Origin of the sequence: Bacillus cereus group sp. Bc031 (genome assembly GCF_027716265.1) — a bacterium.
Taxonomy (GTDB): Bacteria; Bacillota; Bacilli; order Bacillales; family Bacillaceae_G; genus Bacillus_A; species Bacillus_A paranthracis.
The window spans coordinates 1-15,159 of sequence record NZ_JAQFUL010000104.1 but is presented as its reverse complement, the minus strand read 5'-3'; the positions used below and the strand labels follow the sequence as shown (position 1 = coordinate 15,159).

The window sequence follows — 15,159 nt, the reverse complement described above, 5'->3', positions numbered from 1 at the left end:
ATTTAGCTTTTCAGATAGTCCTTCCAAGCAATATTTGGAGAATAAGTTACAACCATTCGACTTTCATGAAAACTTGGTATAGCCATTACTTGTGCTGGTTCCAAATACTTCATTACTTGTAGCCAATTATCAAGTAATGTATCACTATCACTCTCTAATGGATTATTTAAAATATCAATACAAAGGCCACCCCAATCTAGCTCAGATACCACAGCTGGACTATTTTGTAATAATTCCTTATCAAACATTTCTAAAATATGACCGCTAAAGTATGTTCTAGCCCCTACCCCTAAGGGACCGTTAGGAAGAAACCTAACTGGTATTGGTTGGGAAGATATTTCCATCCACATTTGTAATCGTTCACGTTCGGTATTCCACGGATATGATAAAGGCCAAAAAATTTGAGTTACTCCATAACTTGGTTTCGCAATTTCTGCAATTTGGTCAGATAACTCAAAAAAAGCAGGCCATAATTTTTTAGGTATCGATTTATGAAACTCAAACTTCAAAAATGAGCGATGACTCCAGTTAACTTCAAAACTCCCACTATAGTTCACCGATTTATCACGATAAAGGTAAACTTCTGATACTTTATGCTCTGAAACTACTTTTTCCAGGATTTCCTGACGATTATATTCTACTCGTACCATTTCACTGTTACCCCAATGAGTAGGAGCAAATTTTTCATTTGACTCAAACACATCCAAAAGACGACCTAATACTTCTTCTTCGTTAAAAGATACTGTAGGATACATTGTAATTGAGAAAAAATCAGGTTTCATGTATATCCTCCTTAATACTAAAAAATATAGTCACATAATAATTTTTATTCATAGTTTTTTCCATCGCCCTCCACCAGGTAAACGTGAATTGCCCTCCCATTTATGAGTCACTTTTCCACTACTTAGGTCAGTATAGTAAATCTCACTCTTTTCTCCTAAAGGCCCACTTGGTCTTGGTTTAGGAGGAATTCCATTCAAATCGGGTTTATCACTTGATATTGTCACAATATGACTTCCATTTTTATCTTCGAGCATCTCTCTTTCAGCTCGCATTTGACTGTCATTATGAATAACGTGTTCTTTGTCACTTATTTTGTGTTTGTGGTCATGAACTAAATCGATTTCATCCTTAGCATTACGACCTATACTATCTGGACGCGTAAGATGCCCTTCACTGGATGTATACGTAACAACCTTGCCAAGGTTATTGTTCTCTAGCTTACGGTCAAGATGTTCTCCTAAAGCTTTTCTTCCTTTTATTTCTTCTTCCCTACCACACTCTGTGATTTTTTTTAGATTCTCATTCCTAACATCCCATTTTTCACGATCTAAAGGTGGGATCGTTTCTTCACAATGACGTTCATATCTAATATCATTTGCTACTTTATACTCTCCCTGAGCCTGAGCCTCAGCTTCATCTATTTTCTTTCGATAGTATTTTTCTCGTTCTGGAGTTAGTTTAACTTTTTTGGGTTTTGCATTACTACCTTTACCCGTACCCTTAACCCCACCACTCTCCAAATTCGAGATCCTACTCTGAATACTCGCCTTTGAGGCATCATGGGCTTCTTGGAATTTCCCGCTATAGTTCGTTCCAGTTCTAACGACACTTCCATCTGGCAGTATTTCTACACCTTTAACGAATGGGGTTACGGAGTCCGCACCTTTTGCTAATGTATTTTCAATTATATAATACTAGTAATTTTTGTTAACCTTAATTCATAAAAATAATTTTTAAACATTTATAACATGCCTATCTAATAAAAAAGCGCTTGTTGTCTTTCGTAGACAATCAAGCGCTTTAAGTTCATTTGTTTTTAAGCAGCATAAATTTATAAGTTTTGTAGTAACAATATGACACTTTTTATACTTCATAACAAATACTATGTTAAAACTTACGAGTTTGTACGAGTTCGTTAGTTTCATATACATTCCATGTGTTTATATTTATCGCCCGATAAAATGTCATCTCGCCTAAGCTCGTACTTTATTTTCTATTCTATCATTGTACATAATACTCTATGATGGTACAACCATCATGGAGTACATACTTTCAAAAACCCTTTTATTTTTTCTATCTACTTCACATATACTTTATTTTTTATTCATATATACTTATGCGTATTTAAATTTAGCACCGCGAACTTTATCATATTCGTACATAAAATATAATTTAGTATAGTAAGCTTTATAAAATCACTATAACTAAACTCATTTATTTACTGTAATGAGTTTTTAATGTTTATTTATATTTTAGGAATATCAATTATATTTCCTGGTGACTCATTAATAAGAATATCTGAAATACTTGGGTTCCTTTTTTTCAACTTGAATATTTGAATTTTTGTTAATTCAGGGCTAAATGATATATTTTGTGTTTTAAACTCCAAATTCATAATTTTATTTTGAAGTTTTAATATAAAAACCTTCCATTCTTGTAATGGAGAATTCGAAACTTCCTCCGGACTTTCTAATAATCGATATCCATCTGCATAATGAAACATTAGTAATCCCGTTCCTAAGTCACAATCTTTGTTTTCAAGAATTGCATTTGGTATATCAAATCCACTATTCCAATTATAATTTGCTGCAAAACAATGAAGGAGTATTGGATTATCTATATTCTTTATTCGGCTAATTGTATCCTCTTTATTTGTATTATAAAGTAATTCTTCAAGCAAACTAATATCTTTATTTTCCATTACACCTTACCACCTTACTAATATTTACTTATTTTGTATTTCCAATTGTTTTAGCTTTCTTTCCCAAAGTTCTACTGTTGCACCTTGGCTTGGGTACAATGGTAAACCATTCCCCTGTAATTTTCTTAAATTTTTTTGCAGATCATATACCTGCTTTTGTAAACTATCAATACTTTGGTTAATATCCATTTTATTTAATGCTCTTGCAACTACTTCATTGTAAACAGAATGATATCCTCTGTGTCTAGCCATTGTACTTATATTATCATCTGGTACTCTTAAAAAAATACCGTTTGATGAGTCATCAAAGTTCATACCTATCTTTTTAATTACGGGATTATCTGCCATTTCAGAAGGAATAATATGCTGTGCTTGATATCCACTCCATTTAGTTGAACGTCTAAGCCCCATTTCTGTCATCATATTTTTTCCTAATTTAGTTGAATTTCCTCCTGTTACAATACCCGGAGTACCAGGAATAATCCTACTACCTTCACCCGTACCCTTACTAGCAAGAGAAGCCTCTACACCCTTAATCTTATCATCTATAATCTTATTACTTTCTGTATGATGCTTATTCACCCAGCTTTGGAAATCTGTACCACCTTGTTTAGATAATAGTAAGCCATTTCCGTCAACTTCAAAACTTGCCGATTTGGCTGTCCTATCATCTATGCTTTTGGCTATTTTTTCGCCAAGTTGATACATCTTTTCATTTCCGGATTTCTCCATTTTAAGGCTTGCTAGTTTCAAACGGTCAAGCATAATAGCTTTATTATCACGCAATGATTGTACCACATTTTCACCCAAATTTGGATTAAAACCAGGCATTCCTTCTTTGAATTTTAATAATTTCGCTAAATCAGCTAATTCACTCGTGCCTTTGAATGCTTTTACTCCTTTTCCTACTGCTCCAACAACTGGGATTGCGTCTAATCCGCCAAAAATGATGTTTCCTACCCGCTCTTCTTGGCTCAATTTCCGGTGTGTTCCCCAGTCTTCTCCGTCGATACCACTTTTGATTTGTACAGCGCCGTATACAACTGCCGCAGCGGTTCCGAGTGGTGGGCAAAGGATTGTTGTGATGATGATTCCTAGGCCTATTCCTATGTCTCGCACCATTTCTAGTTTTTTCTGTTCATCTTCTATCGATTTATATTCAAATCCTCGTGTGGATGGGACTACTTTCTTGTATTCTTCATAATTTAATTTTGCATCTGGGTTTTGTTTTTTTAGTTCTTTGTATTCCTCTCTCAGTACGTTATCAAATGCAGGTGAATCTCTAAAAATATCTTCTACTGTTATTTTATCTTTTTTTGTTTTTATTGTTTGTGGTACACTTCCGTACCCTGCGTGCGCATCTGGTAATACTGTCGTTGTTGTGGAGCCAATTCGGTTATCTGTTTCGAAACTGAGAATAGATGTATCTCTCATTTTTTGAGCGAATTTATCCATTTCTACTAAAAAAGGTTTATCTATATGTTCAGAGACCAATCGCCCTGCTTCTCCGCAATATCTTTGTAATGTCGAATAGCTATCAAGTAATTCCCCGATTTTTTGCGATTGATCTTTTGGGTTAAAATGTATACTGCCATCTGAGTCTAAATCTCGTATTCTTCCATCAATTTTTTTCAATAATTCATTTGCGCGCTGTAATTTTATGAGTGCATCTTTTGTAATTCGATTCATACCATCCCCCATGTTTTGCCATGGTTCAGGTCTATATTTCACATCCATTTCGTTTTCATCCCCCCAGCCGTATGGTGATTTCTACAACTTACTTAATATTTCACGTAATTGTTCGTCCTTTTCAAGCATTTCTACACATGCGACCCTTACAAGTCTCGCCGACCTAGAATAGTGTTCAGCAAATTCAAGTGTTTTGTGTAATATATCAGGATATTTTTCAATTACTCTCATCGCTTCACCTTTTTGATAAAAATCACTGCTTAATAAACTCTCAATATTCGTTCCAATGACGTCTACATGGATTTTATATATATCTTCTAATTTCATTACTATATCAAGTAGTTCTTGAAAATTAACTAATACTTCTTCTCCACCACCAGAACCACCATCTCCCATTGATACTTGCATTATTCAATACCTCCTAACGAAAATTGTCTCGGGTCAATTAATTTTTTATACGGCATTTTTAACACGTCATACAATTTCTTATTTACCGCATAGAGACTCACCCAGTCATACCGATTACGTTCTACATCAATTTGAACGAAATCTTCTCCTTCAGTGAAATATAAAAAACATTCCCATTTTCCTCCTCTGTTACTCCGAGGCCTCGTATATGTTTCTATCGCTATAACATCTTTATTTGATAAATCTTTTTCCTCAAATGTTTGTTGTTCTTCTTCTGTCATTCTCTTTGAGAAAAATGTATCTTCTATGTCCCTCGGTTCTCTCAATAAGAAAGGGATGCGTGTTAATAAGGAAAAATATACGTCTGGCTTTGGTATGTAGTCGATCTCGTATTTTTTATTTGGCTCTATTTCCGTTAATACAGCCACTCGGTCTTTATCCTCTTTCAAAAAGCCCATTAATAGATTATTCATTCTCGTGTATTCATGACAATTTTCATATTCTTTTAATAGCTCAATCATTTGAAAAGCGGCAGGGGTAATTCCATTTTCACTTGTAAGTAAGCCCTTTTCTTTTAAACTCGTAGTTGCTTTCGTGACACATTCTTCATCAAGTAAAATAATTACGTCACGGTTTGGCAATCCAAATATATCGGTAACCCCAGCTGCACCTGCGAGAACATATAATTCAGCAGGTGCAAAAACCATTTCTTTCCCCATTCTTTTATCCCTCATTTCTCCATCACAATTTTTTTATCGCCCTTACTTCCGATATATCGCCATACGTTTGAATACTTTTCTCTAACTCTTTCAAAGCTTTCGTATGTCCTTCAAATGCCTCTACCATTTCTGAGTTATATTGAATGATTAAATCAAGATAACTTAAAAAGGCATCTCTCGTTTTTCCATTCCATTTCGCACATGTAACGTACGCTTTTAAGTTTTTCGCTTGATTTAAAGAATCTTTCATGCCGTTCTCTATGTTTTGTGCGTAAGAAATGGCACTTGCAGTGTTACTTCCTATAATTTCAACCTCTTTACCACTCATATTAGTTCCCTCCATTCTTTGTATACTTAATGGATAAGTTTTTCAATTTCCTTTTTCTTTTCTTCAAAAGCTCTGGTCGCTGCAGCGTATGCTGACGCTTTCTCCGCTTCTGCTTTCGCTTTATATTCCAAATACTTTGCATAAGCTGTACCTATCGCAGATCCAACATTGCTTAATTCACTTTTAAAATAGGATAGTACTGTATTTAAGTCTTCATCCTTTTCATGACGTTTTTGTTCAAATTCCACTGCTGGAATTTTATTTGCTTCTAAGCCATTACTTTTACTCTCATAATCTCTCTTCGCTGATTCAGCCTCTTGAATGTATTGCTTTAACTCTCTTTCTTGATCTTTTAAATAATGATGTAATGTATCATACTGATCTCGTTTCCTCGCGCTTTCTGTAAAACCCGATGCATTTAAAAAAGCATTATACAATTCATCTAACATCTTTCTCCTCCTTTATTACAATAACTATGTAGTTAAATTCGTATATTTGAACATGAATATTCATTACATTGAGAATTTATAAATAATTATTTTTGCATATTGCTATTTTATCAAAGGGGTTTTAACATTTCCATATTTTATAAAAAGGTTTCGCATTTTTCTTCAATTAAATAACAATGAATATTTATTATCTAAAAATTGTAGTTTCATATAGATTATTGAAATTTTATCCACATTAAGGAAATGAATAACAAATAACCATCATTTACATGTTATAATTGCGATGTATACATTTAATTGTATTAAATGTATATGTGTAATACGTATGTTTAATAAAGTTAAATTAAACTGGGGAGGCTTTCGCAAATGGGTAAGAAAACAAGCAAAGCTAAAAAAATTTTCGGATTCGTAATCACCGCAGCTCTAGTAACTACAACGATGGTAGGCACAGCAAACGCACAAACAACTACGAATAACTATAAAGTAGCTGGCAATGCGAACACTGTATTTACAGATGTACCAAAGGACCACTGGTCAAAAGATGCTATTGATTACTTAGCAGCAGCAGGACTTTTTAACGGATATGGAAATGGAAAATTTGGTTTTGGGGATCATATTACTAGAGGCCAGGTAACTTCTTTAATCGCTCGTTATTTAGGTTTAACAGCAAACAATGAACAGAGCAATATGTTTAACGATATTAAAAATCATATGTTCGAAAAGGATATTAAAGCCATTGCGCAAGCTGGAATTATGACAGGTGATGGAACAGGTGCTTTTCGTCCAGATGATGCATTAACTCGGTATGAAATGGCAGTAGTATTACAAAAAGCATTTCAATTACAATCAAAAGGACAAAATAACTTTAAAGATGTACCTCAAGATCATTGGGCTTATAAATTTGTAAATACGCTACGTAGTAACCGAATATCCTACGGTGATGAGGCAGGTAATTACAATGGCAACACGCTTGTGAAACGTGAGGAGTATGCACAATTTTTATATAATGCAATAGCAAAAAACAGAGATTATAATTTCAACATCAATACAAAAGAAGAAATGAAACAAATGTTAACAACAGCTTTAGAGAATGGGACGTTTGGTCCATTTAAATTAAATTCATTGGGTAAAGAGCTATCTGACGTAAAAAAAGAATATGGAGTGCCTGATGTTTTGAAAAAAGCACCATGTACAGAATGTGATGCACCTAATACAGCGGTATACGGCGATTATAATATTGATATGTACCCTTGGGACGCTAGATATATATGGGTGAAAATGGATATCCCTATCAATGAATTAAAAGAGTGGTTTGGTGAGCCCGATTTAATCGGAGAGGATATGACTAGCGAAGGCTTTATATATAATCGAGGAAGCTATTCTCTTTATTTCAGCTTCTCTGATGGTTATATTCAACGCGCTGAAATATCTAAAAGTGAACACCATTAATACGTTACAAGCAATATAAAATATATAAAGCATAAAAAAATCCTTCAAGAACGTGCCTTTTCTTGAGGGATTTTATTTTGTTCCTACCTATTTAACATAATACAAAGCTGTAAAACCACTACTGATTAAAGCTCCACTTTATTTTTCTTAGCGCTCCGCATTCCATTCACTTAAATACGTTGCATATTCTAATTCATCTGGATCATCATCTAGTATAGAAATAAACTCTAATTTATTTCCATCACAATCTAGAAAATATACACTTGCAGCTGGCATCCACCTTTGGACAATTGGCTCTTCATTTCCTTTCCCCTGACTCCCTACTACCTCTATTCCACACTTCTCTAACCACAATTTAGAAGTCTTTAAAAACTCTAAATCTACACGAAAAGCGAAGTGTTTCGTCTCAAAATTTTCATTACTATGTACTTCCCATAACCCGAGCATTTGCTCTTTATTTTCTCCTACCCAAAAGAATGCAACTCGTCTTTTCGATAGTCTTTTTGCTAATGATAAACCTAATTTATTTTGATAGAAATCTATTGCCTTTTCTAAATTTCTTACATATAAATGCGTTTCATATATGCTTTGTATCATATTATATTTTCCCTCCTCTACATTCTGATTTTTAAAATATATTTTGTTTTTATCATACAAATATTTATATTTTTAAGCATCCTACTTTTGTATCATTGTTCTTTCCTACAAAGGTATATATCTAGCTTTATCATTCATATACCAACGCCAAAATTCAATAAAAAACATATTTACATTCTAGCAAATACATTCATAAATTTTTATAATGTAATAAAAGTAACATCTTAATAATAGAGGAGGAACCATTCTGGATAAAACCAAAGTTATGGCTTATTTTAGTGCAACGGGTGATGTGTTTCCTGTTGAAGCAATTACCAATGCCCTAAGTATCGAGCCTACAAGAACTTATAAAAAAGGTGATGTTGTTGCAAGACGTGATAATCCGAATCTTGTATCCACCAAAACCCTATATAGAAAAGAAACTAATTGGACTTTAAGCACTGGCTATCAAGAATCATACGATATAAATAATCAGTTACATGTTATTCTACAATCCCTTGAAGGAAAAACAGAACAATTAAAACATCTCAAGAAGAAGTATAGTTTAGAGTTTCTTTTTATGGTAGTGATTCAAGTGGAGAATAACGAATCACCCACGATATATTTACAAAAAAACATTATTGATTTTGCTAGTTCCATTCAAGCAGAAATTCATTTTGATCTATATATTTGTTAAAAATAAAAACGCTATTGATATTGAAATCAGTAGCGTTCTTATGTGACCATATGTTTTATCTTACTTGTACCCAAAAGCACATTCTTTTTATATAACGTATTACTTCAATTTCCCCTCAAAAACAATCTTCCTACCGCACGGTTCAACTACTGTTTTACCGTCTTTCTTCACTTCATGAAAGATTGGCTCTTCCATGCGACGAGACGGTGCGTAGCCTTCTTGTTCCATACGTGCTAAGCAGTCTGTAATTGTTTCATTTTCGAGTACTTCAAATTTCTTTTTATTAGGTTGTTTTGTCATGCCCTAACCTACTTTCTATTTTTCTTGATGCGAATTGATTCTTCATGTAAATCATATATAACATTGCGAGAATTCCCATTATAATCATAACCGCAATAAAAAAGCTTGTATACTGTATTTTTTCTATAAATACGCCTCCTAATACAGGTCCCAGTATACTTCCTAAACTAAAGGCAATTCCAGATAATATATTACCTGCTGGCAATAAGTGTCTCGGTAATAAATCTGTCATAAATCCAAGTCCTAACGAGAAGCACGATCCAATGACCATACCCGCTAACAACATGCAGGCAAAGACGATCCAATAATATTGATCAAATACGGCTGCAAGCAAGAAAATGCCCGTACTTATGCAGAACGTCCACGTTAAAATACGATCCCTTCCGTATTTGTCACTTAATATACCGAGCGGAATTTGTGTAATAATGCCCCCAACTGCAAATGCTGGTAATAAGAAGGATACTTCTGAAACAGACCATCCTTTTCGAAGCGCGTATACTGGTAAGTTACTGTTTAACATTGCTTCCAGTACGCCATATGCAAGTGGTCCCAGCAGTGCAATCCATCCTAATCCAACAACTTGTTTATAACGAGAAAATGATGATTCACTCTTCACTTCTCTTTCATCTTGCGCCGGGAATGCATTTTTTGTTGGTAATAATAACAGCCAACCTATTAGACAAAGTATAGTAGATATAATAAATGGCGTTGCAAGACCGTACTGAACTGTGCTTGCTAAATATGGACCGACGGCAAAACCAATTCCGAAGAATACACCGTATATCGATACTTGTCTACCTATTTTACTCGGATCCGATGTTGTCGTAATCCATGTTTGTGTTCCGACATGTAGCATATGATCTCCCACGCCAACTAGAAATCTAAGGATAAACCATACCCAAAACGAAAATGTTTGTGTAAAAAAGAATAATGAAATAATAACGAGAAACCCACCAATCACGATAATTGGCTTCATTCCAAACTTTTGCATCGGTTTTTCAAGAAACGGTGAGATCACTAATATCCCAATGTATAGTGCTGTCGCATGAATACCGTTAATACTTGAACTAACCCCTTCTTGTTCAAAAATCATTGCAATGGCTGGTAAAAGCATTCCTTGTGACAAACCCGAGATTGCTACAATCCCAACCATAATCCAAAAAGTAAAACGTATCGACATTCCCTTTCCCTCTCCTTCTCACGCTTTCCACTTCTCATTATAAACTGTTTCTGCAAATGCGTGTACGAATATTCGCAATAAAAAAGAAGCTAAAAGAATGAATCTTTTAGCTTCTTATCCTTCCCAAACTTGTGCTTTCACATTGTTATGGAATTGCTTGAAATACGGATGTTTATAAAAAGCAGTTTCATACAAATAATGATGCGAATGAACAATTGGTGGCTGTTGTATTTGTAACGGAACTACAACTGGTGAAACTTGCATATACAGCGGAGCTATCATCATTTTTGTATACACATGATGATTATATGGAGAATGCGCAATGAAGAACGGATGATGCATGGATAATCTCCCCTTTTACCTACAATGTTATAGTATATGCAATACCTTTCATTTCGGGGATTATTTCTGTTCTAACCAATCCTCTACATGCTTTATAAATACATCTAAACAATCAATAAACGGCGAATGACCGCAATCTTCTAATACCTTCAACTCTGCATTTGGCAAATGTTTTGCTAACTCCTCACCGACTACTTGTGGTACGACATAATCTCTGTCACCTTGTATGACGAGTGTTGGTGCTTTAATATGATGAATTTGCTTACTTCCCTCTACAACCCCATTATGTTCATCTGAAATATTAAATGTAATGAGCGCATAATTCACATCTACGAAATTACGTTGCGTTAACATATCGTCTAAATACTTTTCATAACGGTCTGGTTCAGGTTGATTATGTGTATATATTAATAAATTCCATACTGTACGGTAATATAATTTATTCATATTTTTTATCGCATCTAACACTGGTGCAATCTGTACGGGATCTTGTGCAATTTCTTCTTTCGTCTTTACTAAGCTTGATACGATTGGTTGCCCGTTTATATCCTTTTTAAAAATCGGATACCCTTTCATGCCCACTGATTCTACTAAAATTAACTTTTCTACAAAAGTTGAGTGATTCGCTGTAAATTGCATTGCAACACCACCGCCCATTGACCAGCCCATTAATGAAAATTTCTTTAGTTTTAACCCGTCGATAAATAATTTTACATCTTCTGCAAAGTCTTGTATTGAATCTATCGCTTTATTATACGTTGATTGACCAAATCCCCTTAAATCGAGAGCGTAAATATGGTATTGATCTTGCAGCTTTTCAATAACTAAATCAAAGTGTTGTGACGATGTCATGTTCCCGTGAATAAGTACAAGAATTTCTGCATTTTGCCTTCCAACTTCCTGATACGCAATCGTTTCTCCGTTCGATAGTGAAACAAACTTCATTGTTGCAGGCTTAATCATCACAAGTTCCCCCATTCTATTTAAATAGAAAGAAAATTCTTTACTTACTTAAAGAATAGCACGTAGAATATACGTTCGCAACATAAAACCTATAAGAATTTTTTACATAAATCAACATGTCTATTACTAGACAATTATAATAAAAAAGTATATAGTTAGCTAGGTAACTAATTTGAAAGGATCAACATACATGGACGAAAAACAACATTTTTTTCACATTGTCAGCCAGACTTCTCGCAAGTTTACGAAGAAATTTAATGAACGCGTATCTCCCACTGGGTTATTTAGTGCGCAATGGGCTGTAATTTTCCGTATTAATCAAACTGGTTCTTGTACGCAAACAGAATTATGTCAGTATTTAAATGTTGAATCACCAACGATGACTCGTACGTTAACACGTATGGAAACGATGGGATGGATTATTCGTACTGAAGGAAAAGATCGCCGTGAGAAGCTCATTTCTTTATCAGAAACAGCGATAAAAATGATTCCGGTATGGCAAGAAGAAGTTGATACTTTTGAAGAAAAGACGCTAGAAGGTATTAACGAAGATGATTTACATCAAGCATTTCAAGTGTTACAACAAATTATTAAAAACTTAGATTAACTTGGAGGGATGACCATGCAAAGTGAGAAACTTTGGACGAAGGATTTCCTCGGAACTTGTTTTAGTAGTCTATTTCTCTTCTTAACATTTTATATGCTTATGACTACTTTACCCGTCTATGTAATAGACGGCCTAAAAGGAAAACCTGAGGAAATTGGTTTAGTTGCAACTGTTTTTCTTATTTCATCTGTTTTATGTCGACCATTCACAGGAAAATGGCTCGATGATTTAGGAAGAAAGAAAATATTATTTATTTCACTTTCACTATTTTTAGCCGCTACCGTTATGTATTTCGGTGCACAAAGTTTATTTTTATTACTAGCCCTTCGCTTCTTACATGGTATTGGGTTCGGTATGGCAACAACTGCAACTGGTACGATTGTCACAGATGTTGCGCCAGCTCATAGACGAGGCGAAGCACTTGCCTATTTCGGCGTATTTATGAGTCTGCCGATGGTAATTGGTCCTTTTTTAGGTTTAACAATTATTTCTCATTTTTCGTTTACTGTATTATTTATCGTTTGTTCCGTATTTTCATTACTTGCATTTTTATTAGGACTACTTGTCAATATTCCGCATGAAGCACCTGTAAGCAAACAAAAACGAGAAAAAATGAAATGGAAAGACTTACTTGAACCATCTTCTATTCCAATCGCTCTTACAGGATTTGTTTTAGCCTTTTCTTATAGTGGTATTTTATCCTTTATTCCTATTTATGCAAAAGAGCTCGGTTTAGCTGATATTGCAAGTTACTTCTTTATTTTATATGCACTTGTTGTTGTCATTTCTCGTCCATTTACAGGTAAGATTTTTGATCGCTTCGGTGAAAACGTACTTGTTTATCCAGCTATCATTATTTTCACAATTGGGATGTTCATTTTAAGCCAAGCACAAACTTCATTTTGGTTCCTTGGCGCAGGTATGTTAATCGGTTTAGGTTATGGAACATTAATTCCTAGCTTCCAAACGATTGCGATTTCTGCTGCTCCAAACCATCGACGTGGTTCTGCGACAGCTACGTACTTCTCATTCTTTGATAGTGGTATTGGCTTTGGTTCTTTCATTTTAGGTATCGTCGCAGCGAAATCAAGCTATCATAATATGTATTTTATCGCAGCTATTATCGTTGCGTTCACTTTACTTTTATACTATGGATTACACGGACGAAAACAAAAATTCAAGAAACAACGTACAGACGGACAAATATCCGCTTAACGTAAATAAGGAAAGTAAACTTCCCCGTTTACTTTCCTTATTTTGTATTTCTTTCAATAGACGCGTATACTAATAGTAGAAATAAAAAGGAGGGACCGATATGAAACTTAAAAAATCTCCCCTACTCTTACTCATAATCACATTCATATTTGTAATTACAGGGCTCGGTTTTACATACTTCAAACATAATAAAACAATTCCGTCGAAAAATAATGTGACGAAAAAAAATTGGTTAGATGATCCGTACTTACGTTGGTCGTATACACATATGAAAGAATTCACTTTAATTAACGAGGTGAAAAATAACCCGGATCACGTTTTTCACTTCTCTACCGCATTGCAAAACTTAGACGATTTTGCTGTAGAGCGTAGATTTGGAAATACAACTCCTCTAAAAAAACTTTTAGATGATAACAAAACAGATGCGTTTGTCGTTGTACACAATGGACAACTTGTTTATGAACGATATTTCAATGGATATAACGAGAGCGAACCGCATGGTATGGCGTCATTAGCAAAGGTATTTACCGGAGCAATAATACAATCTCTCGCTGAAGAAAACCGTATTGATTTAGAAAAAACAGCTGACACATATATAAAAGAATTAAAAAATACACCGTTCGGAAAAGCAACACTGCAGCAATTATTGGATATGCAAGTTTCTGTAGAATATCCTACTCACGGATATGAACATCCAGCATTAGAAAATCAAGATGCACAACTATATTTAGCGAGCAATATTTTACCTCGAGGTAAAAATTACGACGGCCCAATGAAAATTTATGATATGTTACAAGAAGCAGAAGAAACTGCACCGCCTGGTTCCGATTTTTCTTACGATAACGGATCAGCAGAAACACTCGCTTGGATTATTCGAACGATCACTGGTAAATCATTAGCTGAAAACGTTAGTGAGCGCATATGGTCTCAAATTGGTATGGAAGAAAACGCGTATTACGTAACAGATGAAACAAAAGTTGAACAAGCAAGCGCTGGTTTAAATGCAACTGCTAGGGATATGGCGAGATTCGGACAATTATTATTAAATAACGGGGAATATAACGGAAAACAAATTCTCCCTTCTTCTATTACGGAAGATATAAAAAATGTTCAAGAAGGTGAACTTGCAGTTGGCCCTGGAGCTTCCATTTCTTATCATAATCAATGGTGGATTCCGCACAATGAACAAGGTGCTTTCGAAGTGTTAGGTAGTTACGGACAAACACTTTACATCGATCCGAAAGCGAATATGGTAATTGTCCACTTCTCTTCTAATGCTACGCCAAGTAATGAAATCCATTCCGTTTACTCCAATATGTATATTGATATTGCACATCATTTAGAAAAGCTTCCACAGTAGTGGAAGCAGGAGTTTAAACCTTACATGTATGACTATTTAATTGAACACACAATCTGTTGTGTTGAAACATCAATATATCTAAAAAAAGGAGCTCTCTTCATAATCCGTACCCTTTGTAAAGGACATTTTAAAAAAAGTTAGGCGGCATCAAGAAGATGATTTCTGTATTCAAC

At 34.6% G+C, this 15,159-nt stretch carries 19 protein-coding genes; 5 read left to right on the top strand and 14 right to left on the bottom strand.

The genetic code is table 11. The features are described 5' to 3' along the window. Positions 1-2: 2 nt before the first annotated feature. The 9 genes from PDQ33_RS25575 to PDQ33_RS25535 all read right to left on the bottom strand — a co-directional run bounded on the left by PDQ33_RS25575 (position 3) and on the right by PDQ33_RS25535 (position 6,297). Positions 3-782, bottom strand: coding sequence for a hypothetical protein (locus tag PDQ33_RS25575; protein ID WP_061130542.1), 780 nt, complete (start codon positions 780-782; stop codon positions 3-5). Positions 783-830: 48 nt separating this feature from the next. Beyond that, positions 831-1,688, bottom strand: a complete 858-nt coding sequence (locus tag PDQ33_RS25570) for an ADP-ribosyltransferase (protein WP_071743235.1) — start codon at positions 1,686-1,688, stop codon at positions 831-833. A 48-nt stretch (positions 1,689-1,736) separates the two neighbouring features. Beyond that, the gene (locus PDQ33_RS25565; protein ID WP_071743237.1) at positions 1,737-1,928 is read right to left on the bottom strand and encodes a hypothetical protein; all 192 of its coding nucleotides are present in this window, start codon (positions 1,926-1,928) and stop codon (positions 1,737-1,739) included. A 320-nt stretch (positions 1,929-2,248) separates the two neighbouring features. Further along, positions 2,249-2,704, bottom strand: a complete 456-nt coding sequence (locus PDQ33_RS25560) for a DUF4274 domain-containing protein (protein ID WP_000428102.1) — start codon at positions 2,702-2,704, stop codon at positions 2,249-2,251. 24 nt (positions 2,705-2,728) lie between these two features. Beyond that, the gene (locus tag PDQ33_RS25555) at positions 2,729-4,441 is read right to left on the bottom strand and encodes an AHH domain-containing protein (RefSeq protein WP_080501215.1); all 1,713 of its coding nucleotides are present in this window, start codon (positions 4,439-4,441) and stop codon (positions 2,729-2,731) included. Between the two features lie 33 nt (positions 4,442-4,474). Continuing rightward, positions 4,475-4,801: a hypothetical protein gene (locus PDQ33_RS25550; protein WP_001198193.1), complete on the bottom strand. Its 327-nt coding sequence runs from the start codon at positions 4,799-4,801 to the stop codon at positions 4,475-4,477. After that, a complete protein-coding gene (locus tag PDQ33_RS25545; protein ID WP_000514132.1) occupies positions 4,801-5,520 on the bottom strand; it encodes a DUF5081 family protein in 720 nt (239 codons plus the stop codon). The genes PDQ33_RS25550 and PDQ33_RS25545 overlap by 1 nt, the downstream gene beginning before the upstream one ends. A gap of 22 nt (positions 5,521-5,542) precedes the next feature. Continuing rightward, entirely contained in the window at positions 5,543-5,848 is a 306-nt protein-coding gene (locus PDQ33_RS25540) for a WXG100 family type VII secretion target (RefSeq protein ID WP_000014540.1), read from the bottom strand. Between the two features lie 26 nt (positions 5,849-5,874). After that, on the bottom strand, positions 5,875-6,297 hold the full coding sequence (locus PDQ33_RS25535) for a hypothetical protein (protein WP_270394227.1): 423 nt from the start codon (positions 6,295-6,297) through the stop codon (positions 5,875-5,877). A 366-nt stretch (positions 6,298-6,663) separates the two neighbouring features. Between PDQ33_RS25535 and PDQ33_RS25530 the strand changes: the two genes are divergently transcribed. Then, positions 6,664-7,746 (top strand): S-layer homology domain-containing protein, encoded by a 1,083-nt coding sequence (locus tag PDQ33_RS25530; RefSeq protein ID WP_061130540.1) that lies wholly within the window; start codon positions 6,664-6,666, stop codon positions 7,744-7,746. A 147-nt stretch (positions 7,747-7,893) separates the two neighbouring features. Here PDQ33_RS25530 and PDQ33_RS25525 read toward each other — a convergent pair whose 3' ends face one another. Beyond that, positions 7,894-8,343 (bottom strand): VOC family protein, encoded by a 450-nt coding sequence (locus PDQ33_RS25525; protein WP_061130539.1) that lies wholly within the window; start codon positions 8,341-8,343, stop codon positions 7,894-7,896. A 265-nt stretch (positions 8,344-8,608) separates the two neighbouring features. Between PDQ33_RS25525 and PDQ33_RS25520 the strand changes: the two genes are divergently transcribed. Next, positions 8,609-9,019, top strand: a complete 411-nt coding sequence (locus PDQ33_RS25520; protein ID WP_061130538.1) for a DUF4279 domain-containing protein — start codon at positions 8,609-8,611, stop codon at positions 9,017-9,019. A gap of 99 nt (positions 9,020-9,118) precedes the next feature. On the opposite strand, the gene PDQ33_RS25515 is transcribed toward PDQ33_RS25520, so the two are convergent. The 4 genes from PDQ33_RS25515 to phaZ form a co-directional block, all read right to left on the bottom strand. Then, on the bottom strand, positions 9,119-9,319 hold the full coding sequence (locus PDQ33_RS25515; RefSeq protein ID WP_000166303.1) for an NETI motif-containing protein: 201 nt from the start codon (positions 9,317-9,319) through the stop codon (positions 9,119-9,121). Then, positions 9,303-10,499, bottom strand: a complete 1,197-nt coding sequence (locus tag PDQ33_RS25510) for an MFS transporter (RefSeq protein WP_074543637.1) — start codon at positions 10,497-10,499, stop codon at positions 9,303-9,305. Before PDQ33_RS25510 ends, PDQ33_RS25515 begins: the two co-directional genes overlap by 17 nt. A gap of 114 nt (positions 10,500-10,613) precedes the next feature. Beyond that, complete coding sequence (locus PDQ33_RS25505; protein ID WP_000546480.1) at positions 10,614-10,841, bottom strand: hypothetical protein; 228 nt, start codon at positions 10,839-10,841, stop codon at positions 10,614-10,616. Positions 10,842-10,901: 60 nt separating this feature from the next. Then, the gene (phaZ, locus tag PDQ33_RS25500) at positions 10,902-11,819 is read right to left on the bottom strand and encodes an intracellular short-chain-length polyhydroxyalkanoate depolymerase (protein WP_142243818.1); all 918 of its coding nucleotides are present in this window, start codon (positions 11,817-11,819) and stop codon (positions 10,902-10,904) included. Positions 11,820-11,994: 175 nt separating this feature from the next. Between phaZ and PDQ33_RS25495 the strand changes: the two genes are divergently transcribed. The 3 genes from PDQ33_RS25495 (at position 11,995) to PDQ33_RS25485 (ending at position 14,986) form a co-directional block, all read left to right on the top strand. Beyond that, positions 11,995-12,411 (top strand): MarR family winged helix-turn-helix transcriptional regulator, encoded by a 417-nt coding sequence (locus PDQ33_RS25495; RefSeq protein ID WP_000343680.1) that lies wholly within the window; start codon positions 11,995-11,997, stop codon positions 12,409-12,411. Between the two features lie 15 nt (positions 12,412-12,426). Continuing rightward, positions 12,427-13,626 carry an MFS transporter gene (locus PDQ33_RS25490; RefSeq protein ID WP_001190334.1) on the top strand — a complete coding sequence of 400 codons (1,200 nt, stop codon included), beginning with the start codon at positions 12,427-12,429 and terminating at the stop codon, positions 13,624-13,626. Positions 13,627-13,726: 100 nt separating this feature from the next. Further along, positions 13,727-14,986, top strand: coding sequence for a serine hydrolase domain-containing protein (locus PDQ33_RS25485; protein WP_061130535.1), 1,260 nt, complete (start codon positions 13,727-13,729; stop codon positions 14,984-14,986). Positions 14,987-15,159: the final 173 nt, after the last annotated feature.